The sequence below is a fragment of the Streptomyces sp. WZ-12 genome (assembly GCF_028898845.1).
GTDB lineage: Bacteria > Actinomycetota > Actinomycetes > Streptomycetales > Streptomycetaceae > Streptomyces.
This window is the reverse complement of sequence record NZ_CP118574.1, coordinates 4,714,550-4,738,928: the sequence shown is the minus strand read 5'-3', so window position 1 is coordinate 4,738,928 and position 24,379 is coordinate 4,714,550. Positions and strand designations below refer to the sequence as shown.

Annotated in this window: 17 protein-coding genes; 8 read left to right on the top strand and 9 right to left on the bottom strand. The window is 71.1% G+C overall.

What is annotated here, in order from left to right; genetic code table 11:
- Positions 1 to 11: 11 nt before the first annotated feature.
- A complete protein-coding gene (locus PV796_RS20405) occupies positions 12 to 950 on the bottom strand; it encodes an NADP-dependent oxidoreductase (RefSeq protein ID WP_274914737.1) in 939 nt (312 codons plus the stop codon).
- A gap of 188 nt (positions 951 to 1,138) precedes the next feature.
- Here PV796_RS20405 and PV796_RS20400 point away from each other — a divergent pair, with 188 nt between their 5' ends.
- Positions 1,139 to 2,296, top strand: a complete 1,158-nt coding sequence (locus PV796_RS20400; protein WP_274914736.1) for a betaine/proline/choline family ABC transporter ATP-binding protein — start codon at positions 1,139 to 1,141, stop codon at positions 2,294 to 2,296.
- Positions 2,297 to 2,380: 84 nt separating this feature from the next.
- On the opposite strand, the gene PV796_RS20395 is transcribed toward PV796_RS20400, so the two are convergent.
- Genes PV796_RS20395 through PV796_RS20385 form a run of 3 tightly spaced genes read right to left on the bottom strand, consistent with a single transcriptional unit; the run spans position 2,381 to position 4,772 of the window.
- Positions 2,381 to 3,373 (bottom strand): ABC transporter substrate-binding protein, encoded by a 993-nt coding sequence (locus tag PV796_RS20395; protein ID WP_376568411.1) that lies wholly within the window; start codon positions 3,371 to 3,373, stop codon positions 2,381 to 2,383.
- Entirely contained in the window at positions 3,370 to 4,044 is a 675-nt protein-coding gene (locus PV796_RS20390) for an ABC transporter permease (RefSeq protein ID WP_274914735.1), read from the bottom strand. The genes PV796_RS20395 and PV796_RS20390 overlap by 4 nt, the downstream gene beginning before the upstream one ends.
- Complete coding sequence (locus PV796_RS20385) at positions 4,041 to 4,772, bottom strand: ABC transporter permease (RefSeq protein WP_274914734.1); 732 nt, start codon at positions 4,770 to 4,772, stop codon at positions 4,041 to 4,043. The genes PV796_RS20390 and PV796_RS20385 overlap by 4 nt, the downstream gene beginning before the upstream one ends.
- Before the next feature lie 302 nt (positions 4,773 to 5,074).
- On the opposite strand from PV796_RS20385, the gene PV796_RS20380 reads away from it, so the two are divergent.
- Complete coding sequence (locus PV796_RS20380) at positions 5,075 to 5,869, top strand: polysaccharide deacetylase family protein (protein WP_274914733.1); 795 nt, start codon at positions 5,075 to 5,077, stop codon at positions 5,867 to 5,869.
- 148 nt (positions 5,870 to 6,017) lie between these two features.
- Here PV796_RS20380 and PV796_RS20375 read toward each other — a convergent pair whose 3' ends face one another.
- A complete protein-coding gene (locus tag PV796_RS20375; RefSeq protein ID WP_274914732.1) occupies positions 6,018 to 7,289 on the bottom strand; it encodes an alpha/beta hydrolase in 1,272 nt (423 codons plus the stop codon).
- A 756-nt stretch (positions 7,290 to 8,045) separates the two neighbouring features.
- Between PV796_RS20375 and PV796_RS20370 the strand changes: the two genes are divergently transcribed.
- Positions 8,046 to 9,464 carry a vWA domain-containing protein gene (locus tag PV796_RS20370; RefSeq protein WP_274914731.1) on the top strand — a complete coding sequence of 473 codons (1,419 nt, stop codon included), beginning with the start codon at positions 8,046 to 8,048 and terminating at the stop codon, positions 9,462 to 9,464.
- 297 nt (positions 9,465 to 9,761) lie between these two features.
- Positions 9,762 to 11,477 carry a methionine--tRNA ligase gene (gene metG, locus PV796_RS20365; RefSeq protein WP_274914730.1) on the top strand — a complete coding sequence of 572 codons (1,716 nt, stop codon included), beginning with the start codon at positions 9,762 to 9,764 and terminating at the stop codon, positions 11,475 to 11,477.
- 158 nt (positions 11,478 to 11,635) lie between these two features.
- On the opposite strand, the gene aspS is transcribed toward metG, so the two are convergent.
- Positions 11,636 to 13,423, bottom strand: a complete 1,788-nt coding sequence (gene aspS, locus PV796_RS20360) for an aspartate--tRNA ligase (protein ID WP_274914729.1) — start codon at positions 13,421 to 13,423, stop codon at positions 11,636 to 11,638.
- 265 nt (positions 13,424 to 13,688) lie between these two features.
- Between aspS and PV796_RS20355 the strand changes: the two genes are divergently transcribed.
- The gene (locus tag PV796_RS20355) at positions 13,689 to 15,875 is read left to right on the top strand and encodes an ATP-binding SpoIIE family protein phosphatase (RefSeq protein ID WP_274914728.1); all 2,187 of its coding nucleotides are present in this window, start codon (positions 13,689 to 13,691) and stop codon (positions 15,873 to 15,875) included.
- Here PV796_RS20355 and PV796_RS20350 read toward each other — a convergent pair.
- The 3 genes from PV796_RS20350 to PV796_RS20340 form a co-directional block, all read right to left on the bottom strand.
- On the bottom strand, positions 15,791 to 16,951 hold the full coding sequence (locus PV796_RS20350; protein WP_274919142.1) for an AI-2E family transporter: 1,161 nt from the start codon (positions 16,949 to 16,951) through the stop codon (positions 15,791 to 15,793). The genes PV796_RS20355 and PV796_RS20350 overlap by 85 nt on opposite strands.
- Before the next feature lie 161 nt (positions 16,952 to 17,112).
- Positions 17,113 to 18,066: a pirin family protein gene (locus PV796_RS20345; protein WP_274914727.1), complete on the bottom strand. Its 954-nt coding sequence runs from the start codon at positions 18,064 to 18,066 to the stop codon at positions 17,113 to 17,115.
- A 171-nt stretch (positions 18,067 to 18,237) separates the two neighbouring features.
- Entirely contained in the window at positions 18,238 to 18,708 is a 471-nt protein-coding gene (locus PV796_RS20340; RefSeq protein WP_274914726.1) for an SseB family protein, read from the bottom strand.
- 191 nt (positions 18,709 to 18,899) lie between these two features.
- Between PV796_RS20340 and PV796_RS20335 the strand changes: the two genes are divergently transcribed.
- The 3 genes from PV796_RS20335 to PV796_RS20325 all read left to right on the top strand — a co-directional run bounded on the left by PV796_RS20335 (position 18,900) and on the right by PV796_RS20325 (position 24,301).
- Positions 18,900 to 20,726, top strand: a complete 1,827-nt coding sequence (locus PV796_RS20335) for an acyl-CoA dehydrogenase (protein WP_274914725.1) — start codon at positions 18,900 to 18,902, stop codon at positions 20,724 to 20,726.
- Positions 20,727 to 21,030: 304 nt separating this feature from the next.
- Positions 21,031 to 22,326 (top strand): M18 family aminopeptidase, encoded by a 1,296-nt coding sequence (locus PV796_RS20330; protein WP_274914724.1) that lies wholly within the window; start codon positions 21,031 to 21,033, stop codon positions 22,324 to 22,326.
- Between the two features lies 1 nt (position 22,327).
- Entirely contained in the window at positions 22,328 to 24,301 is a 1,974-nt protein-coding gene (locus PV796_RS20325; RefSeq protein WP_274914723.1) for an AfsR/SARP family transcriptional regulator, read from the top strand.
- Positions 24,302 to 24,379: the final 78 nt, after the last annotated feature.

Here is a 24,379-nt window from a genome sequence, read left to right as displayed (position 1 = left end):
GGCGAACTGGCTCAGATCGCCAGGACGGTCTTCCCCTGCGCCCGCCCGGTGCGGCTGGCCGCCAGCGCCTCCGGGGCCTGCTCCAGGGGGACTTCGAGGCCCACCAGGACCGTGAGGCGCCCCGCGTCGAGGTGCCCGGCGAGGATCTCCAGGAGTTGGGGGGAGGGGCGGTTGACGAAGTTGAAGCCGCGCAGATTGTGTTCGGTGAGGACATCGGCGTCGGCGGCGCCGATCAGCGAGACCGCCACCCCGCCGTCCCGCACCGCCCGGGTCATCTCGACGAAGCCCTTGGCGTCGCTGGTCATGTCGATCAGCACGTCCACCCCTTCCGGGTGGGCCGCGAGGACCTGGTCGGCGATCGGGCCCGCCGTGTGGTCGACGGTCTCCGCGGCGCCCAACGTGCGCATCAACTCCGCCTTGGCGGGGCGGGCGGTGGCGATGACCTCGGCGCCGCGACCGGCCGCGATCTGGGTGGCGAAGGTGCCGACCCCGCCGGTCGCACCGACGATCAGTACCCGCCGTCCCTCAACGACCCGGGTCTCCTCGACGAGGTTGTACGCGGTCATCCCGGCCGTCGGCACGGCCGCCGAGGTCGCGTAGGTCACGCTGCGGGCGGCCAGCGCGATGTCGCCCTCCCGGGCCGCGGCGAACTCGGCGTAGGAACCGCCGCCCCGCTCGGGCCGCTGGAACTGGCCGAACACCGGATCCCCCACGGTGAACCGCCGCACGCCACTTCCCACCGCGACCACCTCCCCCGCCCCGTCCGCGCCCAGCACCAGAGGAAAGGTGGCCTGCATGGCTCCGAAGTGGCCGTCGGCCAGCTTCCAGTCGATCGGGTTAAGGCCGGCCGCGGCCAACCGCACCAGGACCTCACCGGGTCCCGGCTCGGGCTGCGGCAGCTCCATCAGTTGCGGGTCCTCACCGAAGGCGTTGATTGCTACGGCTCTCATGTGGCGTTCCCTTCCACCCTTCCGAGGAGGCGGCCGAAGTGGATCGTAAGCACGCCGAACGGGCCGGGCGCGGGAGGACGAGAGGCGGTGCCCCCGAAGCACTCGTACGGCCCCCGCCGCCGTTCCGTTTCCCCACTCGATTGCCCGCATGACGGGAACGGCGACGGGGCGCGGGATTCAATGGCGCAATGATCCGGTTCGAGTCGGTCACCAAGCGCTATCCCGACGGGACGACGGCCGTCGACGACCTCTCCTTCGAGGTCGGCAAGGGCGAGTTGGTCACGCTGGTCGGTCCGTCCGGGTGCGGGAAGACGACGACCATGATGATGGTGAACCGGCTCATCGACCCCACCGAGGGCCGGATCCTCGTCGACGGTGCGGACGTCTCCGGAGTCGACCCCGTGCGGCTCCGCCGCCGGATCGGCTACGTCATCCAACAGACCGGCCTCTTTCCGCACCGGACCGTCCTCGACAACACCGCGACGGTGCCGGTGCTGACCGGCTGGAAGCGGGCCAAGGCGCGGGAGCGGGCCGCCGAACTCCTGGACCTGGTCGGCCTGGACCCGGCCGTCTACGGACCGCGCTACCCCGACCAGTTGTCCGGCGGGCAGCGCCAACGGGTGGGGGTGGCCCGCGCGCTGGCGGCCGATCCGCCCGTGCTGCTGATGGACGAGCCGTTCGGCGCCGTCGACCCGGTCGTCCGGGACCGCCTCCAGAAGGAGTTCCTGCGGCTCCAGGCCGATATGCACAAGACGGTGCTGCTGGTCACCCACGACATCGAGGAGGCCATCCGGCTCGGCGACCGGATCGCGGTCTACGGTGCCGGCCGGATCGAGCAGTTCGACACCCCGGCGCGGGTGCTCGGCGCGCCCGCGACGCCCTATGTCGCCGAATTCGTGGGCGCGGACCGGGCGTTGAAGCAGCTCTCGGTGACCTCCATCGACCGCGACGACCTCGAACGACCGCCGTTCGCCCGGCTCGCCGAGCCGGCCGCGGAGGCGGTGACCCGGCTGCGGGGCGAGGACGCCCGCTGGGCGGTGGTGCTGGACGCCGACGGTGCGCTGCACGGCTGGGTGGGCACGGAGCGCCTGGCGGGCGCGGGCGGGACCGTCGCGGACCACGCCCGCCGCATGGAGGCGTGGATCCCGGTGACCGGGACGCTCAAGGACGCGTTCAGCGAGATGCTGAAGCACGACGCCGGGTGGATCGCGGTCCTGGACGGCCCGCGGCTGGTGGGCGTCCTGACCCCGACGACCCTGCACGAGGCGCTGCGCCGCACCATCGCCCCGGAGGTGCGGGGGGTGTCGCGGGGGCGGCCGGAGGTGGATTCCGTCCCGACGGAGTGAGTCGGGCGCGGAGCGGACGCGGTGTTTCACGTGAAACGGCGTACGCAGCACGGTGTTTCACGTGAAACGCTCTCTCGGGCGGCGTCAGCCTTTCCTCAACAGCCCCTTTTCCATGAGGTAGTTGTGGGCGACTTCGGCGGGGAGTCGGCGCCAGCTATCGACCTGTTCGTTGAGCCGAGCCAGATCCTCGGTGGTCAGCACCGTGTTGAGGCGGTTCAGCGCGGCGGCCGGGCGGGCGCCGCCGGCCCGCGCGCGGTTGACGACGGGGACGATGTAGTCGGCGTTCTGGAGCTTCCGGTCGTCGGCGAGGACGACGAGTCCGAACTGGTCGAGGGTGGCGTCCGTGCTGGTGGTCAGCACCATCTGGTCCTGACCGTTCTGCACGGCCTGTTTCGACGGTGTGGTGCCGACCCCCTTCGGATCCACGGCGGTGATGTCGATGCCGTAGGTCTTCCGCAACCCGGGGGCACAGAAGGGACGTTGGACGCACTCGTCACCGGCCGCCAGCCGCACCGGCAGCTTGGCGCGACCCAGGTCACTGAGGGTGCGGAGGCGGTGCTCGGCGGCGTAGGAGGCGCGTACCGCGAAGGCGTTCTGGTCGACGGCGCGGCCCGGCGGGAGCACGGTCAGACCGCGCGGCGCGGCGAGCCGGCGCAGCGCGGCCATGGTGACGTCCAGGTCGGGGGAGGCGACCGGAGCCGCCTCGGGCCCGTGCTCCTTGGCGTTGAGCCAGTCCGCGAAGGTGGCGGCGTATTCGGGGACGACGTCGATCTGGCCGGCCTCCAGCGCCGGTTCGTACAGCTCGCGGTTGCCGACGGTGAGCAAGTGGGTGCGGTAGCCGGCCTGCTGGAGCAGCGTCGCGTACATCTGGGCGAGCAGCTCGCTCTCGGTGAAGCCGGCCGAGCCGATGGACAGTTCGTGACTGTCGCCGGGCTCCGCGGTGATCGCCCCACGGTGCTCCAGCGACGGCCCACCGATGCAGGAGGCCAGCCCGGCCAACACGACCAGGGCCACCAACGCGGTCCGCGGGCCGCGGTACGGGCGGCGCGGGACCGGCGTCGGGCGGGCCGCGCTCACGGGGTCCGTCCGCGCGCCCGGGCCGGCGCGTAGCGCTGCACCAGCTCGAACACTCCCTCCATCAGCAGCGCGAACACCGCCACCACCACCGCACCGGCCACCACCTGCGGGGTGCTGGCGAGGTTGAAGCCCGCGGTGATGATCCGGCCGAGCCCACCGCCGCCGACCAGCGCGGCCAGCGTGGCGGTGGCGACGAGTTGCACGGCGGCGATCCGCACGCCGGTCAGCACCAGCGGCAGCGCCAGCGGCGCCTCCACCCGCCACACCAGTTGGACCCCGGTCATCCCCATGCCCCGCGCGGCCCGGACCACGTCCTGGTCCACCCCGCGCATCCCGACATAGGCGTTGGTGAGCAGCGGCGGGATGGCGAACAACACCAGCGCGATGATCGTCGGCCACTGCCCGTGCCGCCCGATCGGGGTCAGCAGGAGCAGCACGAGGACCGCGAAGGTCGGCACCGCGCGGCCGACGTTGGCCAGGTTGACCGCAAGCGCGCCGCCGCGGCCCAGGTGTCCCAGCGTCAGCGCCACCGGCAGCGCGATCAGGGCGCTGAGGACGAGGCAGGCGAAGGTGAGGACGACGTGTTGGGCGAGGCGGTGCCAAATGCCGTTCTCCCCGGACCAGTTGGCGGCGGTGGCCAGCCAGGCCCAGACCGCGGCGAGGGTGCTCATGCCCGCCGCCCGGAGGCGGCCGACAGCGCCCGCCCGCGGGCCGGCCGGGGGCTCCGGCCGGCCCGCCGCCAGGGCGTGAGCAGCCGTTCCGCGCCGAGCAGCAGCAGGTCGAAGGCGACCGCGATGAGCACGCAGAGCACGGACGCGGTCAGCACCTGCGCCTTGAAGAAGGAGTTCATCCCGGCGTAGATGAGGTTGCCCAGCCCGCCGTACCCGACGATCGCGCCGACGGTGGTCAGGGCGACCGCGGAGACCGTGGCGATGCGCAGCCCGGCCATCGCGGCGGGCACCGCCAACGGCAGCTCCACCGTCAGCAGTTGCCGCATCGGCCCGTACCCCATGCCGCGGGCGGCCTCCTTGGCCTCGACGGGGACTCCGCTCAGCCCCGCCAGGATGTTCCGGACGAGCAGGGTGAGGGAGTAGAGGGCGAGGCCGACCACGACGAGGGCGGCGGAGAGCCCGTAGGCCGGCAGCAGCAGCGAGAACATCGCCAGCGACGGGATCGTGTAGAGCACGGTGGTGAGGCCGAGCACCGGGCCGGCCATCCAGCGCCGTCGGCGGGCCAGCAGCGCCAGGGGGAGGGCGATCACCAGCCCGAGCCCCACCGAAACCACCGTGAGCTGCACATGCTGGCCGACCGCGTCGAGCAGGATCTGGCGGCGGGAGGTCAGGTAGTCGCCGCAGATCCAGTCGTTGCGGGCCAGGCAGTCGTCCGGCGGGGCGGTCACAGCAGAAGTCCACCGCGGGCGCGACGGAGTGTCGCGCGGAGTGCGCCCGATCGGGCTGTCACCAGGCTCACACCACCCTTCCCACACTTCTATACACATGGTGTGTACCTGGTCTGTATAGTCGCTGAAGTCCGTTCGACAGACGGTCGGCGCACCGGGCCACGACTCCGTCCGCGCCCGCTTCGTCGTGCCCGGAAAACGGGTCGCGCGCGCTCCCGGCCACCGCCGGCGAGCACCGGGCCACGCGGAAGAGCGCCGAAAAAACCACAGCAGCCAGCGAACGACTCCAGGAAAGATCTCGCATGTCGAAGCAGATATCCGCGGCCCGCCGCTCGTCCATAGCCGGGCTGCTGACGGCCGCCTCCCTGGCCCTGGCCCTCAGCGGCTGCGCCTCCTACGACGTCACCGCGCCCGCCGACGCGCGGGCCGAGGCCACGTCGTCCGACGCCAAGAACGCCAGGGCCGGGGACGCCGGCAGCGGCGACGTCGACTGCAGCAAGGCCAAGTGCGTGGCCCTGACCTTCGACGCGGGCCCGAGCGAGAACACCAACCGGCTGCTGGACGTCCTCAAGGAGAACAAGGCCCACGCCACGTTCTTCATGCTCGGCAAGAACCACATCGCCGAGCGCCCCGCCGAGGTGAAGCGGATCGCCGCCGAGGGCCACGAGTTGGCCAACCACACCTGGTCCCACCAGATCCTCACCGACATCAAGCCGGACGAGGCCAAGCGCGAGATCTCCCGCGTCCAGGACGAGGTCCACAAGATCACCGGCAAGACGCCCACGCTGATGCGCCCGCCGCAGGGCCGGACCGACGAAGAGGTCTCCAAGATCAGCAAGGAGCTCGGCGTCGCCCAGGTCCTGTGGAGCGTGACCGCGAAGGACTACCAGACCACCGACTCGGACCTGATCACCAAGCGGGTGCTCGACCAGACCAAGCGCGACGGCATCATCCTGCTGCACGACATCTACAAGGGCACCGTGCCGGCCGTCCCCGGCATCCTCAAGGAGCTGAAGAACCGCGGCTACACGGTCGTCACCGTGTCCCAGCTCCTCTCGCCCGCGAAGCCGGAACCGGGGATGGTCTACCGCCCGTGAGCCGGGGGCCCGTTGGAGCGGGATCCCGATGAAGGGGGCGGGCGACCGGGGCCGGGAACGACGCCCCACCCGCGGCCGCACGACGAAGGGGGCGCCGGACCATCCCGGCGCCCCCTTCCGCGCGCCGCCGTCGCCGGCGGCGGCCACCTCACCCCTGGGGGTGCTCGGCCTCAACCCGCTTGTGGGACCGGTCCTCGGCGGGCGTCTGCGCCTTGGACACCCCCTTCGCCTGACCCGGCGTCGGCTTGTTCGGCTCGGTGTCCTGCGGGAACGTCAACTGCTGGCTCTGCCACTCCAGGGCCGGGACGACCTCCCGCCGCCAGGTCCCGAACTGGTGGCTACCGCGGGGCAGGATGATCGAGTCGACCCGCATCGGCGGCTTCACCGCGTGGATGAAGTCCATGGTGGCGCCGTAGTCCGACTCGCCCTGGCGACTGCTGGCCACCAGCGCGGAGATCTGCGGCGCCGGCAGGTTCTTCAGCCGCCACTGGAGGTCGTGCTCGCGCTGATGCTGGGCGCCGGTCGGCCCGGGGCCGAAGAGGCTGCCGGTGGTGAGGTCGTCCTTGATCGCGTAGTCGCCGGAGAGCGAGACCGCCGAGGTGTACGCCGTCGGGTTGCGCATCGCCAGTTGGAGCGAGCAGGTGCCGCCCGAGGAGTACCCGAACGCGCCCCAGGCGCTGGGGTCGTGGCCCACCCGGTAGGCCGACTTCATGGCGTCCGGGAGGTCCTTGGTGAAGAACGTCTCGGCCTGCGGACCGCCCGGCACGTCGACGCACTCGGTGTCGCGCGGCGGCGCGATGGTGGGCCGCACCATCACCAGCACGGTCGGCTGCATCTTGCCCTGCGCAATCAACCGGCCCGCGTTCTGCGGGATCTGGAGGTGCTGCGCGAGGTTCATGATCCCACCCGGGTAGCCGCTGATGACGACCATGACGGGGAACCGCTGCCGGTGGAACTGCTGTTGGAAGTACTGCGGCGGCAGATACACGAAGGCCGGGTTGATGGCCCGGGTGCGGCGGCCGATGATCCGTACGGACTCGACCTTGCCCACCTTGTCGGCGGGCCCCTTCGGCAGTCCGGTCACCCGGTCGAGCCCCTGCGGGCCGGCGGGTTGGATCAGTCCGCCCTTGATGTTGCCGACCGTGGCGTACTGCCCGTCCCCCTGACTCACCGCGGCCGGGGCCTGCTCGTTGTTGCCCAGCAACTCGTCCCAGTTGCCGTAGAACTCGAAGTTCGCGTTCACGGCGAGGGCGAGCGCGGACACGATCGAAAGCTGGGTGACCACGATGGCCCCCAACCTCCCCAGCACATGGCGCCAGCCGTTGCGCGACAGCCGGGGCCAGAGCCACACCGTCGCGGCAACACAGGCCACCGCCAGCACGATCACCGTGATTTCGAGCGACTGACTGGTCAGCCCCATGCGCCCACATCTCCCGTCACCCTCGAAAGGGTTCTTGCCTTCTCACCGGCCACCCCCGAGGCACAACGGGCGGTCAGGACAATGGTCACCGGAGAAGACGGGCTCATCCGCGAATCGGATACCTGAGCGACTTACTTCTTACCGAGCTCTTGCCTGTTTGTTTCCCCCACGTGATGTGCGCGGGCGGGGCCGGTAGATCCCTCTCAACTGACGTAACCACGCGCATGTTTCACGTGGAACGAAGGGCCGGTGAACACCCGGCGACAAGACGCCCACGCGACCGTCGGAACCTTCCAGCGGCCGGGCGGCCTCCCAGCCCTCCGCCATGAACTGGCCGCCGCACCAAGCATGTTGGCGCCGCCGAGGCGCGTACCTCACGCCACCACAACGACATCCCCGACAAATTCTCTATCCCTCCCTCACCTTGGATGCCTCATAGGGCACTTCTGCACCACCTATGAGGTCAAGACCCGCCATACAAGCGACCAAGTAGCCCCCCACAAACGAGCAATCGGGATTTTCCGCAAAGACCGCGCACGCGCTTTCCGGAAACGGAACGTCTCTTTCCGGACCGACGAGGCACCGGGCGAAACCACCTCCACGCTCAACACCCCCGTATGGCCCAACCATCTGGGGCGCGGGTTCCCACGATCAAGCCGGTGCTGGCCGCTACCCTTACGTATCCGTCCTGGTCAGGGACATGTCCGCGCTTCACGGACATTCGCCGCACCCACCACACGCAAGAGAGGTCAGCCGATGGGCATTCGGAGTCTGCTGCGCAACGCTTTCGGTCGTTCAAAGGCGGCCCGCAACGAATCCCCCGACGCCCGGAAGAACACCGACAAGCCGGAGGCGGTGACGATCCCGGAGGCCCGCGAGGAATCCACCCCGGCTCCGGTCGTCCCGCCCACCGCGCCCCCGGAAGCCGAGGTCCCGGCCGCCCGCACGGCGCCCGCCGAGCCGGCGCCCGCGGCGGCCCCGAAGACCGCCTCACTTCCCGCCCAGAGCAGCCCGGTTGACCGTGCGCCGGAGCCCGCGGCGAAGGCGGCGGCCCCGGCGGCGACCGAGACTCCCGTACGGGACGAGCCGACGGCCGTCCGCGAGGCGCCGAAGCCGGCGGCCGACGCGACCGCGCCCAAGGACGAGGCCGCCGCCAAGGACCTCGATGAGCCGCGGCCGGGCGCCGAGGCCGGCGCGCCCGTCGCCCCTGACTCCGCCGCCGACCTGGTCAGCCAGGCGTTCGACAATCCGGCGACCACCGCGGAGGGCGACTCCGAGCCGAAGCCGGCGGCCCAGCCGGAGCAGGAGAAGGAAGAGCAGAAGGAGACGGTCGCGGCGGCGGTGACGCCGCAGAAGGTGGTGGACGAAGCCCCGGCCGCGGCCGACGAAGCGGCCGAGGCGCCGACCCCCGCGGCCGCGCCCGACGCCCAGGCCGCCGAGCCCGCCGACGAGGCCCCGGCCCCCGCCAACCCGGTCGCGGCGACCGCGCCCGCGCTCCTCCCGCTGCACGAGGCCGCGCGCGCCACGCTGGAGAAGCACGGCCTCGCCGCCCAGCGCGCCACCGTCTACCTCGTGCTCGACCGCTCCGGCTCGATGCGCAACTACTACAAGGACGGCACGGTCCAGCACCTCGCCGAGCAGGCCCTCGGCCTCTCCGTGCACCTCGACGAGCAGGCCACCGTCCCGGTCGTCTTCTTCTCCACCGACGTGGACGGCACCGCCGACCTGGACCTCGCCACCTACGAGGACCGCATCGACGAACTGCACTCCGGCCTCGGTCACATGGGCCGGACCAACTACCACTGGGCCATCGAGGCCGTCGTCACGCACTACAAGAAGTCGGGCTCCACCGACCCCGCCTTCGTCATCTTCCAGACCGACGGCGCGCCGACCTCCAAGCCCGCCGCCGAGCGGGCCCTGTGCCAGGCCGCCCAACTCCCCATCTTCTGGCAGTTCATCGGCTTCGGTGACCCCGACGCCAAGGGCTTCGACTTCCTCCGCAAGCTAGACGACCTGACCATCCCAGAGAAGCGCGTCGTGGACAACGCCGGCTTCTTCCACGCCGGTCGCGACCCCCGGAGCCTCTCCCACGAGGAGCTCTACCAGCAGTTGATGGTCGAGTTCCCGGAGTGGCTCGCCGAGGCCCGCGCCGCCAAGGTCCTCAAGGACAGCTAAGCCACCGCCGCACCCCGCAAGCACAGGCCGCGGCCGGACCCGATTCGGGCCCGGCCGCGGCCTGTGCCACGCGTAGGCGTTTCCCGTGGAAAGGAGGGGAGTCCGGGGTCGCGTGCGTGATGATGGACGGGAGTGGGCGGGGCACGTTTCACGTGGAACGAGCGGGGCGCGGCGCCCCTCATCCACCCGTTGTGGGCCGGAAAATACCCGCGCGGAGCCCCCCACCCCGTCCAGTACGATATTGACGTTGCGTAAAGCAAATCATCACTCACCGTAGCGACTTGGGAGCAGCCGGCAATGGCTCGACACCTCATCACCAGCGCCCTTCCGTACATCAACGGGATCAAGCACCTGGGCAACATGGTGGGGTCCATGCTCCCGGCCGACGTGTACTCCCGGTACCTGCGGCAGCGCGGTCACGACGTCCTCTACATCTGCGCGACCGACGAGCACGGCACGCCCGCCGAGCTGGCGGCGAAGGACGCCGGGCAGTCCGTCGCCGAGTTCTGCGCCGAGCAGCACGACAAGCAGAAGGCGATCTACGACGGCTTCGGGTTGCAGTTCGACCACTTCGGCCGGAGCTCCTCGCAGGAGAACGTCGCGCTGACCCAGCACTTCGCGCGCAAGCTGCACGAGAACGGCTTCATCGAGCAGCGGGCCATCCGCCAGGTCTACTCCAACGCCGACGGCCGCTTCCTGCCGGACCGCTACATCGTCGGCACCTGCCCGCACTGCGGCTACGACAAGGCGCGCGGCGACCAGTGCGAGAACTGCACCCGTGTCCTGGACCCGACCGACCTGATCGACGCCCGCTCGGCGATCAGCGGCAGCGGTGACCTGGAGGTGCGCGAGACCAAGCACCTCTTCCTGCTGCAGTCCAAGCTCCAGCACGAGGTCGAGGGTTGGCTGGAGGGCAACGGCAGCAAGGAGTGGCCGACGCTGGCGTCGTCCATCGCCCACAAGTGGCTGACCGAGGGCCTCCAGGACCGGGCGATCACCCGCGACCTGGACTGGGGCGTGCCGGTACCGGCCGACGTGTGGCCGGAGTTGGCCGCCGAGGGCAAGGTCTTCTACGTCTGGTTCGACGCCCCGATCGAGTACATCGGCTCGACGAAGGAGTGGGCGGAGCTGGCGCCGGAGGAGCGCGACTGGAAGTCGTGGTGGTACGAGGCCGATGACGTCCGCTACACGGAGTTCATGGCCAAGGACAACGTGCCGTTCCACAGCGTGATGTTCCCGGCGACGCAGTTGGGCACCCGCGAGCCATGGAAGCGGGTCGACTTCCTCAAGGCGTTCAACTGGCTCAACTACTACGGCGGGAAGTTCTCCACGTCGCAGCAGCGCGGCATCTTCACCGACGCGGCGCTGGAGCTGCTGCCGGCCGACTACTGGCGCTACTTCCTGATGGCGCACGCCCCGGAGTCCGACGACACCTCCTTCACCTGGGAGCTGTTCTCCTCCTCGGTCAACAAGGACCTGGCCGACACCCTCGGCAACTTCGTCAACCGTGTGCTCTCCTTCTCCCGGAAGCGGTTCGGCGACGAGGTGCCGGCCGGCGCCGAGGCCGGCGCCGCCGAGCAGAAGCTGGGCGAGGAGATCGCCCGGCTGCTCGCCGAGTACGAGGGCCACCTGGAGGCGCTCCAGTTCCGCAAGGCCGCGGCCTCGCTGCGCGCCCTGTGGAGCGCGGGCAACTCCTACCTGGAGGAGAAGGCCCCCTGGCTGGAGATCAAGACGGACAAGGACGCGGCGGCGCTGACGCTGCGGACCGCGATGAACCTCATCCACCTCTACGCGGTGGTCTCCGAGCCGTTCATCCCGGCGTCGGCGAAGGCCATGCGGGGCGCGTTCGCGCTGGACGGCGACACGGCCACCTGGGTCTCGCCGAAGGAGGCGCGGGCGCTGGCCTCGGTGCCCGCCGGGACGTCGTTCACGGTCCCGCCGGTGCTCTTCGCGAAGATCACCGAGGACGACCTGGCGGCGTACCGGGAGCGGTTCGGCGGCGAAGAGGGCTGACCTCCGGCGCGTAAGGAAGCACGAGGGCGCCCCCGGACCGGATCGGTCCGGGGGCGCCCTCGTGCGTGGTGCGGGAGCGGCGGTGCAACGGCCGTTCCCGGATTGCCGGATGTGCCGGGGCCCGGGAACACGGCTGCGGTCCCGGGCCCCGGTGCGCCTTACTTGGTCGGCTTGTACGGCGTCGGCTTCGCCGGGCCGGTGCGGATGTTCAGGTGGAGCTCCTTGAGGCGGGCCTCGTCGACCTCGGAGGGGGCGCCCATCAGGAGGTCCTGGGCATTGCCGTTGAGCGGGAAGGCGATGGTCTCGCGGATGTTGGGCTCGTCGGCGAGCAGCATCACGATCCGGTCGACGCCCGGGGCGATGCCACCGTGCGGCGGGGCGCCGAACTTGAAGGCGCGGAGCATGCCGCCGAACTCGGCCTCGACGGTCTCCTTGTCATAACCGGCGATCGCGAACGCCTTGTACATGACGTCCGGCTCGTGGTTCCGGATCGCACCGGAGGAGAGCTCGGTGCCGTTGCAGACGATGTCGTACTGCCAGGCGAGGATGTCCAGCGGGTCCTTGGTCTCCAGCGCCTCCAGGCCGCCCTGCGGCATGGAGAACGGGTTGTGGGAGAACTCGATCTTGCCGGTGTCCGCGTCGCGCTCGAACATCGGGAAGTCGACGATCCAGCAGAAGCGGAACTCGTCGTCGACGAAGTGGCCGGCGCGCTTGGCGGCCTCGACGCGGACCGCGCCCATGATCTTGGAGACCTCGTCGAAGTCGCCGGCGCCGAAGAAGACGGCGTGGCCGGGCTTGAGGTCGAGGGCGGCGACCAGCGCCTTGACGTCGTCCTCGGTGAGGAACTTGGCGATCGGGCCGGCGAGCGCGTTCTCCTCACCGACGCGGACCCAGGCCAGGCCCTTGGCGCCCTGCGCGACGGCGAAGTCGCCGAGCTGGTCGAAGAACTTCCGCGGCTGGTCGGCGGTGTCCGGCACGGCCAGGGCCCGGACGTGCTTGCCGGCGAACGCCTTGAAGCCGGAGTTCGCGAAGACGTCGGAGACGTCCACCAGTTCCAGCTCGGCGCGCAGGTCCGGCTTGTCGGAGCCGTACTTGACCATCGCCTCGCGGAACGGGATGCGCGGGAACGGGGAGGTGACCGTGCGGCCGTTGCCGAACTCGGTGAAGAGCTCGGTCATCAGCTTCTCGACGGGCTGGAAGACGTCCTCCTGCTCGACGAAGCTCATCTCGACGTCGAGCTGGTAGAACTCGCCCGGCGAGCGGTCCGCGCGGGCGTCCTCGTCGCGGAAGCAGGGCGCGATCTGGAAGTACCGGTCGAAGCCGGCGATCATCAGCAACTGCTTGAACTGCTGCGGGGCCTGCGGCAGCGCGTAGAACTTGCCGGCGTGCAGACGGGACGGGACCAGGAAGTCGCGGGCGCCCTCGGGGGAGGTCGCGGACAGGATCGGGGTCGCCATCTCGTTGAAGCCGAGGGCCACCATCTTGTGCCGGATCGCGGAGATCACGGCGGTGCGCAGCATGATGTTGCGGTGCATGCGCTCACGGCGCAGGTCGAGGAAGCGGAACTCCAGGCGCTTCTCCTCGTTGACACCGTCCTCGGCGTTGATGGTGAAGGGGATCTGCTCGGCGGCGCCGAGCACCTCGACCTCGGTGACCTCGATCTCGATCTCGCCGGTCGGCAGGTCCGGGTTGACGTTGTCGGCGCCGCGGGCGCTGACCTTGCCGTCGATGCGGACGACGGTCTCCTTGGTCAGCGAGCCGAGGGCCTCGTTGGCCGGGGTGCCGGGGCGGGCGACGAGCTGCACCAGGCCGTAGTGGTCGCGCAGATCGATGAAGAGGATGCCGCCCAGGTCACGTCGATTGTGCAGCCAGCCGCTGAGGCGGACATCGGTGTTGACGTCCGCGGCTCGGAGCTCGCCGCAGTTATGGGACCGGTACCGATGCATCGCTCATCCAAGTCGTCGCGAGTCGAGGTGGGGAGCCGTCGGGCGAGAAGGGGGACACCGGGCCCGCTGGCCCGATCACCGCGTGGATCGCCCGAAAGACCACCCCGGGAATGGCATAACCGCTCCAGGTTACCGTCCGGCCCCGACCTCCTGGTTGACATATCCCCATCAGGGTCCCCGGGCGCGGGAGCGGGCACCCGGGCTGGGACGATGGTCACGTCCGGCTCGCTGGTCGAGTCACTTCAAATCCACCTAAAGTGATGCAATGCGCACCAAGGACCTCCTGGCCGCCCTCGCGACCGGCCTGTGGCGCTGGGACAACGCATCGGGCCGGGTGACCCTCGACGCCGAGGCGGCCCGGCTGCTGGGGCTTCCCGCCGAACCGGTCGAACTGACCGAGGCCGCCGTGCGCTCCCGTTTTCACCCCGTCGACTTCGCCGAGATCAACGGCGTGGTCCAGCTCGCGGTCTCCGAGGGGACTCTCGCCGAGGCCCGGCTGCGCATCGTCGACGAGCGCGGGCGGGTCCAGCGCATCGTCCGCTCCCGCACCCGGCCGCGGATCGTGGACGGCGACTTCGAGCTGGTCGGCACCCTTCAGGAGGTGCCCGAGCCGCAGCCCGGCACGTCGGCGGCCGTGACCCCGGTGACCGGCGACTGGCGCCGCTCGCGCGAGGCGTTCCTGCTGGACGCGGGCCGGGCGCTGGCCGAGGCGCGGTCCACGGCCGAGGTGCTGCGGGTCGCGGCCGGGCTGTCCATGCCGGGCTTCATGCCGGACGGTCTGGCGGTCTTCGGCATCCAGGGCGACCGGCTCTCGGTGATCGGCCACCACGGCCACCGCCCCGGCGACGAACTGCCGTTCTCCGAGATGATGCTGGACACCGACTACCCGGCCGCCGAGGTGGTGCGGAACGGCCGGGCCATCTACCTCCCCACGCCGGAGGAGTACCAGCGCCGCTACCCCGCCACCTGGCCGCTGGCCGCCCCCTTCGACCGCACCTCCTGGGCGTTCCTCCCCCTAGTCAACGCCGGCCGGACGATCGGCGCCTGGATGGCCGGCTTCGCGCAGCCGGTGACCTTCACCCCGGACGAGCGCTCGGTGCTGACCACGGTCGCGCGGATGCTGGCCCAGGCGCTGGCCAGGGCCGGGATGCAGGAGTCCCAGCAGGAACTGGCGGTGGGGCTGCAGCGGAGCATGATGCCGACGGTGCAGCCGGACATCCCGGGGATGGCGGTCGCCGCCCGCTATGTGCCGACCGGCGGCGGGCTGGAGGTCGGCGGCGACTGGTACGACATGATCCCGCTGCCGTCCGGGCGGATCGCGCTGGTCATCGGCGACGTCCAGGGCCACGACGTGCGGGCCGCGGGCCTGATGGGACAACTGCGGATCGCGCTGCGCGCCTACGCCTCCGAGGGCCACCACCCCGATGCGGTGCTCTCCCGCGCCTCCCGTTTCCTGGCCGGGATCAACGAGACCGAGTCCCACGGCCACGGCGAGGACCAGCGCTTCGCGACCTGTCTGTACGTCGAGGTGGATCCGGCGACCGGCCTGCTGGACGTGGCGCGGGCCGGTCACCCCGACCCGGCGATCCGGATGGCCGACGGCGCGGTGATGGTCCGACCCACCGCCGGCGGGCTGCCGTTGGGCATCGACCCGGACACCGACTACCCCACCACCCGGATCGTCCTGGAGCCCGGCGAGACCATGTTGGTGTGCACCGACGGGCTGATCGAGACCGGTGGACACGACCTGGAGACCGGCTGGGGGCGGCTGCGCGGCGTCTTCGAGGCGCACGGCGGCGCGGTGGACGAGGGCAGCGCGGAGAGCCTGGAGCGGCTGGCCGACGCCCTGGTCCAGGCCGTGCACGGGCCCTCGTCGCACCACACGACCGGTCCGCTGGTGGACCGCCGCGAGGACGACATCGCGCTGCTGTTGCTCTCCCGCGAGAGCGCAAGCTGCGGGCTGGGCGCCGGCGACCGGCTCGCCCGACGGCCCGGGCGGCGCACGGTGTTCTCCGTCGCGCAGGCCGAGCCGGAGCGGATCGCCGCGGCGCGCCGCCAGATACGCGATGTGCTGCACGACTGGACCGACCCGGATCAGGTGGACTCCGCCGTCCTGCTGGTCTCCGAGATCGTCACCAATGTGCTGATGCACACCGACGGGGACGCGCTGCTGGTGGCGGAGGTCTCCGGTGAGCGCGGCTCCCGGCGGCTGCGGGTCGAAGTGGCCGACGCCAGCGACGAGTTGCCGCACCGCCGCAGGCCCGGCGAGCTGGCGTCCTCGGGGCGCGGCCTGGTGTTGCTGGAGCTGCTGGCCGGGGAGTGGGGCGTGGACCCGCGCGGGGACGGCAAGGCGACGTGGTTCGCGCTCTACGAGGACGCCGGGGCGGCGGGGGAGTCGCCCGGCCCGGTGTCGTCGGGACCGGAGGAGTCCCTGTCCGAGCCCGCGGCGTAGTGCCTGCGCAGTTCGTGCAGGACGCCGGAGGCGGCCGCGGTCAGCGGGACGGAGAGCAGCATGCCGAGGATCCCGGCGACGCTCGCGCCCGCCGTGATCGCCAGCATCACGACGGCCGGGTGCATCTGCACGGTGCGGCTCTGGATCATCGGCTGGAGCACATGGCCCTCCAGCACCTGGACGGCGACGACCACCGCGAGCGCCCAGAGCGCGATCACGAATCCCCGGTCCGCGAAGGCCACCAGGATCGCCACCGCACCGGAGATGAACGCGCCCAGGTAGGGGATGTAGGCCCCGACGAAGACCAGGGCGCCCAGTCCGAGGGCCCCCGGGACGTCCAGGACCACCAGGCCGACGGTGATGCAGAGGGCGTCGATCAGCGCGATGAAGGTGGTGCCGCGCATGAAGCCCTCGATGGACTGGAAGCCGCGGCGGGCCATCCGTTCCAGGCGCGGCGCCGAGTCGCCGGGCGCCCAGTCGTGCAGGGCCCGGACCGCCTTGTCCGAGTCACGCAGGAAGAAGAACGTCAGCAGCAGGGCCAGCACCGCGGCGGCGATGAACTGCCCCACGATGCTCACCCCGGCGAGGACCCCCGAGGCCGCGGTGGAGCCGAACCTGGTGACCAACGTCTTGGCGTGGCCGGCCAGATCGGTGAGCGAGTTGCCGGCCACCCCGAAGCGCCGGGAGAGGTCCGCGGCCGCGTCCTTGAGGGAGGCGATGATCTGGTCGCCGGTGTCGACCAGCGCGCTGATCACGACGTACCCGGCCCCGCCGACCACGATCACCAGCACGGCACAGGTCAGTCCGGCCGCCAGAGAACGGTTGAACCGCATCGCCACCAGCCGCCGGTACATCGGCCCGAGCAGCGCGCTACCGAGCAGCGCCAGCAGGACGGGCGTGACCGCGGCGCTCAACTCGACGCAGAGCCAGATGCCGAGGGCCACCACCGTGGCGACCAACAGCCCGACCGCGCACCAGGCCGCGGCACGGCGCGCCTCGATCGGCAGCAGCGGCACGGTGTGCGGCGGCCGGCCGGGCTCGGCACCGCTCCGGTCTTGATCCGAGTCGTTTCGCACCATGACAGTCCACCACGGCGGAGCGGCAGTTGAGGGGTATTGGACGGGCTCGACCGCTATGCGCGACCCGCCCGCCGATCCGGCGTTTCACGTGAAACATGCGTGCGGGGGCGGCGTTTCACAGGAAACGTCGCCCCCGCGGTGCCGCCATCGGCGGCCGCTCACCGCGCGTCGGCGGGAATCGTGCCCAGGCGGCCGGCCTGGAAGTCCTCGAAGGCCTGGGCCAGTTCGGCGTGGGTGTTCATCACGAACGGGCCGTAGTGCATCATCGGCTCGCGGATCGGCAACCCACCCAGCAGCACCACCTCGAAGTTGGGGCTGCGCGACTCCTGGCTCTCGTCGGCCCGGATCGTCAGCGCGTCCCCCTCTCCGAAGACGACGGTCTGGCCCATGTGGAACGGGCGGCCCTCGTCGCCCGCCGTGCCGCTCCCGGCCAGGGCGTAGGCGAGGCCGTTGAAGTCCGTGCGCCAGGGCAGCGTGACCTGGGCGCCCGGGCTCACGGTCACGTGCATCATCGTGATCGGGGTGTGGGTGATGCCGGGCCCCTCGTGGCCGTCGATGTCACCGGCGATCAGCCGCAGCAGCGCACCGCCGTCCGCCGAGGTGAGCAGCTTGACCTGGCCGCCGCCGATGTCCTGGTAGCGCGGCGCCATCATCTTGTCGCTCTTGGGGAGGTTCACCCAGAGCTGGAGGCCGTGGAAGAGGCCGCCGGACATGACCAGCGACTCCGGCGGCGCCTCGATGTGCAGCAGCCCGGAACCCGCCGTCATCCACTGGGTGTCACCGTCGTTGATGACCCCGCCGCCACCGTGGGAGTCGCGGTGCACGAAGGTGCCGTCGAGCAGGTACGTCACGGTCTCGAAGCCGCGGTGCGGGTGCCACGGGGTGCCCTTGGGCTCTCCCGGCGCGTACTCCACCTCGCCCATCTGATCCATCATGATGAACGGGTCCAGGTGCTTGTAGGCGATCCCGGCGAAGGCGCGGCGCACCGGGAAGCCCTCGCCCTCGAAACCGCTGGGGGCGGTGGTGACGGCCAGCACCGGACGGGTGCGTGCCCCGGCGGACGCGGCCACCTTCGGCAGGGCCAGCGGGTTCTCAACGGTCACAGCGGGCATGACGACCTCCTCGATCGTTCGCGTTTCAATAAGTTAGTTGAAAACTGAACGACTGACAAGGCGTGCGGCATTCCCCATCGCGCCACGCCCGCGTTGCCGCAGGTCAGCGCTGGGCTCCCGAGGGGCAGGGGAAGGAAGACGGGGCGGTCGCGGACCGCCCCGGGGGAGTCGTCAGCCGTACATCCGGCGCATCGCGAAGTCGACCATCTGCTCCACGGCCTTGGCGTCGAAGACCATCCGGTGGTCGCCCTCCATGTCGAGGACGAATCCGTAGCCGGTCGGCAGCAGGTCGAGCACCTCGGCGCCGGTGATCACGAAGTACTTGGACTCCTTGCCGGCGTACCGGCGCAGCTCCTTGAGCGAGGTGAACATCGGGATGACCGGCTGCTGGGTGTTGTGCAGCGCCAGGAAACCGGGGTTGTCGCCGCGCGGGCAGTAGATCTTGGAGGTCGAGAAGATGCCCTGGAAGTCCTCGGCCGACATCGAGCCGGTGGTGAAGGCGCGCACCGCGTCGGCGAGGGAGGGCGGCGACGGCTCGGGATACAGCGGCTGCTCGCCATAGCCCCCGGGGGCCGGTTGCTGCGGCGGGGGCGGTGCTCCGTACTGCTGCCCGGCACCCGCGTTCTGGTCGTAGCCGTACATGCGGCACAGCGTACTGAGTCGAGGAGGGCGCGGGGGACGCTCGTCACAGATCGGCCGCAGGGGGTTGCCCTTTATTACCGATGGGTAGCATCATCGTGGCTACTTGCTGGTATTGCGTATCGAGGTCCCTTCCTCGCGTCGAGGTCTTCCTCGGACAGAGGTCCTCCCGAACCCTTAACGGAGCCGTACCCATGGGGCACTACAAGTCGAATCTCCGCGACATCGAGTTCAACCTCTTCGAGGTGTTCGGCCGTGACAGCGTGTACGGCACCGGACCGTTCGCGGAGATGGACGTCGACACCGCCAAGAGCGTGCTCTCCGAGATCGCCCGGCTGTCGGAGAACGAGTTGGCCGACTCCTACGCCGACGCCGACCGGAACCCCCCGGTCTTCGACCCGGACACCAACACCGCACCGGTGCCGGACACCTTCAAGAAGAGCTACCAGGCGTACATGGACGCCGAGTGGTGGCGCCTGGGCATCCCGGAGGAGATCGGCGGCACCACCTCGCCGCGCTCGCTCCTGTGGGCCTTCGCCGAGACCATCCTGGGGTCGAACCCTGCCGTGTGGATGTACGCCTCCGGCCCGGCCTTCGCCGGCGTCCTCTTCGAGGAGGGCACCGAGCAGCAGAAGCACATCGCCAAGATCGCGGTGGACAAGGGCTGGGGCTCCACCATGGTGCTGACCGAGCCCGACGCCGGCTCGGACGTCGGCGCCGGCCGCACCAAGGCGGTGCAGCAGGAGGACGGCTCCTGGCACATCGAGGGCGTCAAGCGCTTCATCACGTCCGGCGAGCACGACATGGCGGACAACATCCTCCACTACGTCCTCGCCCGCCCCGAGGGTCACGGCCCGGGCACCAAGGGTCTGTCGCTCTTCCTCGTGCCGAAGTACGAATTCGACTTCGAGACCGGCGAGTTGGGCGAGCGCAACGGCGTCTACGCCACCAACGTCGAGCACAAGATGGGCCTGAAGGCGTCCAACACCTGCGAGATGACCTTCGGCGACCGCCACCCGGCCAAGGGCTGGCTGATCGGCGAGAAGCACGACGGCATCCGCCAGATGTTCCGGATCATCGAGTTCGCGCGGATGATGGTCGGCACCAAGGCGATAGCCACCCTCTCCACCGGCTACCTCAACGCCCTGGAGTACGCCAAGGAGCGCGTGCAGGGCGCGGACCTGGCGGCGTTCACCGACAAGTCCGCGCCGCGTGTGACGATCACCCACCACCCGGACGTGCGCCGCTCGCTGATGACGCAGAAGGCGTACGCCGAGGGCATGCGCGCCCTGGTGCTCTACACCGCGACCGTCCAGGACGAGATCCTCGTCAAGGAGACCGCCGGCGAGGACGCCTCCGCCGAGCACGCGCTGAACGACCTGCTGCTGCCGATCGTCAAGGGCTACGGCTCGGAGAAGTCCTACGAGCAGCTCACGCAGTCGCTGCAGACCTTCGGTGGCTCCGGCTACCTCCAGGAGTACCCGATCGAGCAGTACATCCGGGACTCCAAGATCGACACCCTCTACGAGGGCACCACCGCCATCCAAGGCCAGGACTTCTTCTTCCGGAAGATCGTCCGCAACCAGGGCGCCGCGCTGACCGGGCTCGCGGAGACCATCAAGAAGTTCCTGGCCGACGCCGAGGGCGGCGCCGAACTGGAGGGCGCGCGCGGCGAGCTGGCGAAGGCCGCCGAGGGCCTGGAGGCGATCGTCGGCGCCATGCTGACCGACCTCGCCGCCACCGAGAAGGACGTCAAGTCCATCTACAAGGTCGGGCTGAACACCACCCGCCTCCTGATGGCCTCCGGTGACGTCGTCGTCGGCTACCTGCTCCTCAAGGGCGCCGCGGTGGCCACCGAGAAGCTGGCCGGCGCCTCGTCGAAGGACAAGGCGTTCTACGCGGGCAAGATCGCCGCCGCGAAGTTCTTCGCGCACGACGTGCTGCCGGGCGTCGCGGTCCAGCGCGCGCTGGCCGAGTCCGTCGACCAGTCCCTGATGGAGCTCGACGAAGCCGCGTTCTAAGAGTGCGCCGGGGTGTGACGGTCCGGGCCCGTTCCCGGATCGTCATCCGGTTCTCACAAACCTCTCAGAATCAGTGCACACACTGACAACTGCCCGCCTCCTCCTCCCCCGGGGAGGCGGGCACCAGTGCGTCGGGACGGATGGTGCGGACGGGCCCACCGGTGCACCTGCTACCGATCGGGACGGGATCCGGCCGGCGCCGACGGCGGTTCCGCTCCGGAATGCGAAAATCGTGGCCGGAAGGCAATGGAGTCGCGCCCTAGGACCACACGGAAGTGCGGAGTTGGCTCCTTATGCTGAATCCATGACCAACTCCGCCCGCTTCGACCGCGGCCACACCGACGACCTGATGTCCTTCCTCGCCGCCAGTCCCTCGCCGTACCACGCGGTGGCGAACGCGGCGGAGCGGCTGGAGAAGGCCGGCTTCCGTCAGGTGGCGGAGACCGACGCGTGGGACGGCCGGAGTGGCGGCGCCTACGTCCTGCGGGGCGGCGCACTCATCGCCTGGTACGTCCCCGAGGGCGCGACCGCCGCCACTCCGTACCGCATCGTCGGGGCGCACACCGACTCCCCCAACCTCCGCGTGAAACCGATCCCGGACACCGGCGCCCACGGCTGGCGGCAGATCGCCGTCGAGATCTACGGCGGGACGCTGCTCAACACCTGGCTCGACCGCGATCTGGGGCTCAGCGGCCGGGTGACGTTGAGCGACGGCAGCGACCGGCTCGTCCACGTGGACCGGCCGCTGCTGCGCGTGCCGCAACTGGCCGTGCATCTGGACCGGTCGGTGAACGTCGAGGGTCTCAAACTGGACAAACAGCGCCATATGACGCCTATTTGGGGCCTGGGCAAGGTCGCCGAGGGCGACCTGATCGCGTTCGTCGCCGAGGAACTCGGGGTTCCGGCCGGGGACATCAAGGGCTGGGACCTGATGGTGCACAGCGTGGAGCCACCCGCCTACCTCGGCCGCGACCGCGAACTGGTCGCCGGGCCGCGGATGGACAACCTGCTGTCCGTGCACGCCGGTACGGCCGCGCTGATCGCCGCGGCCACCGCCGGCGGCGAGTTGACCGCCATCCCGGTGCTGGCCGCCTTCGACCACGAGGAGAACGGCAGCCAGTCGGACACCGGCGCGGACGGCCCGCTGCTCGGCACGGTGCTGGAGCGGTCGGTCTTCGCCCGCGGTGGCACGTACGAGGACCGCGCCCGGGCCTTCGCCGGCACCGTCTGCCTGTCGTCGGACACCGGACACGCGGTCCACCCCAACTACGGCGACCGGCACGAGCCGGGGCACCACCCGGTGCCCAACGGCGGGCCGATCCTGAAGGTCAACGTCAACCAGCGGTACGCCACCGACGGCAGCGGGCGGGCGGTGTTCGCCGCGGCCTGCGAACGGGCCGGGGTGCCCTGGCAGACCTTCGTCTCCCACAACGCGATGCCGTGCGGCACCACGATCGGCCCGATCACCGCGGCGCGGCACGGCATCCGAACCGTCGACATCGGCGTCGCGATCCTGTCCATGCACTCGGCCCGCGAACTGTGCGGCGCCCAGGACCCGTATCTGCTCGCGAACGCCCTCACGGCCTTCCTGGAGAGCTGAGTTGGAATTCTCACTGCTCGGCCCGATCTCCGTGCTGAGCGGCTCCGCGGAGCTGCCGCTCGGGCCCGCCAAACGGCGCAGTGTGCTGGCGCTGCTGCTTCTCCAGCCCAACACCACCGTCCCGCTTGAGCAGTTGATCGACTCCCTGTGGGAGGACGAACCGCCCGAACACGCCCGCACGGTCGTGCAGGGGCACGTCTCGCGGCTGCGCGCCACGCTCGCCACGGGCGGCGCGGAGGCGTACGGCATCGAGTTGGCCACCCACGGCTCGGCCTATCTGCTGCGGCTGCCCGAGGAGTTGATCGACGCCCACCGGTTCGGTGAACTGGTCGCGCTGGCCCGCCCGGAGGCCGCGCCGTCCGACGCGATCCCGCTGCTGCGGGAGGCGCTGGGACTGTGGCGCGGGCCGGCGCTGACCGGCACGGTCACCAGCCCGCCCTTCGCGGCCGCCGCGCACGCGCTGGAGGAACGCAGGCTCTCCGCGGTGGAGGCGCTGGCCCGGGCGCACGGGGCGCTCGGCGACCACGAACAGGCCGCGGCCGTCCTGTACTCCGCGGCCGTCAACCACCCCCTGCGGGAGGGGCTGATCGCCGCGCTGATGCGGGCGCTGTTCCGGACCGGACGGCAGTCCGACGCGCTGGAGTGGTACCACCGCACCCGGCGTTTGCTCAGCGAGGAGTTGGGGGTCGATCCGGGGGAGCGGTTGCGCACGGCGTACGAGGAGATCCTCCGGGCCGAGGCGGACGGGGACCGGAAGGCCAGCGCGCCGGCGGCCACCCCGGTCGACCCGCGCACGTTTCACGTGAAACAGGACGGCGACGCGCCGACCCCCGCCAAGGGGGCCGCGGCCGGCGACGCCGGTCCGGCGGCGGGTGCGGAGGCCGGCCGGAACAGGGCCGGTGCCGCCCCCCGGCTGCTGCCCAGGCCGCCGGCCCGCTTCCTGGGGCGCGAGGGTCAACTGGGCGCGCTGTCCGAGGCGTTGGCGGACCGCACGACCGGGGAGAGCCCGCTGGCGGTGGTCGTGGGCCCGGCCGGGGTCGGCAAGACCGCGTGCGCGGTGCAGTGGGCGCATCTGCATGCCGGTGCCTTCCCCGACGGCCAACTCTTCGCCGATCTCCGTGGGTTCGGGGAGGGCGACGAGGCCGCGCCGGCCGAGATCCTGCGCGACTTCCTGCTGGCGCTCGGCACTCCGCCGGAGCGGGTGCCGGGCTCCGCGCAGGCCGCCTCGGCGCTGTTCCGCTCGCTGGTAGCCGAGCGCCGGCTGCTGGTCGTCCTGGACAACGCGCGGAGTTCGGCGCAGGTGCGCACGCTGCTGCCCGGCGGCCCGCACTGCGCCACGGTCGTCACCAGCCGCAGCCGGCTCGACGGGCTGGTCGCCACGGACTGCGCCCGGCCGGTGGGACTCCAGGCCATGGGGCACGCGGAGGGCACGGCGCTGCTCGGCGCCATGCTCGGGCCGGATCGGGTCGCGGAGGATCCGGCCGCGGCCCGCGAACTGGTGGATCTGTGCGACGGGTTGCCGCTGGCGCTGCGGGCCGCGGCCGCCCAGTTGACCGCCCGACCGCGCTGGCGGCTGGCCCGGCTGGCCTCGGCGCTGCGCGACGAACGGCGGCGGCTGGCGCTGCTGTCGGCGGAGGACACCGGCATCGCGGCGGCGCTGCGGATGTCCGTCGCCCGGCTGTCCGCGGACGACGCCCGGCTGCTGAGGGCGCTGGCGAACAGCCCCGACGGCCACCTCAACGCGTCGGCGGCCGCGGCGCTCGCCGGGTACGACCAGGAGCGGACCCAGGACGCGCTCGAACGGCTCGCGGAGATGCACCTGGTGGACGAGGAGGCCACCGACGTCTACACGATCAGCGCGCTGACCCAGCTCTTCGCCCGGGACGCGAACGGGGAAGGCGGACGGCGACGGGAGGGCGACGGCGGGCCGGAGCCCGGCGGGCCGGGTGGACGTCCGGGCGGTGGGGCCGGCTGAGCCCGGCCGCCGCGGGGGGCGGGCGTTAGGCGGGCGTTAGTCGCACGGCAGCGGCGCTGGGCAGTCTTGTGGACAGAC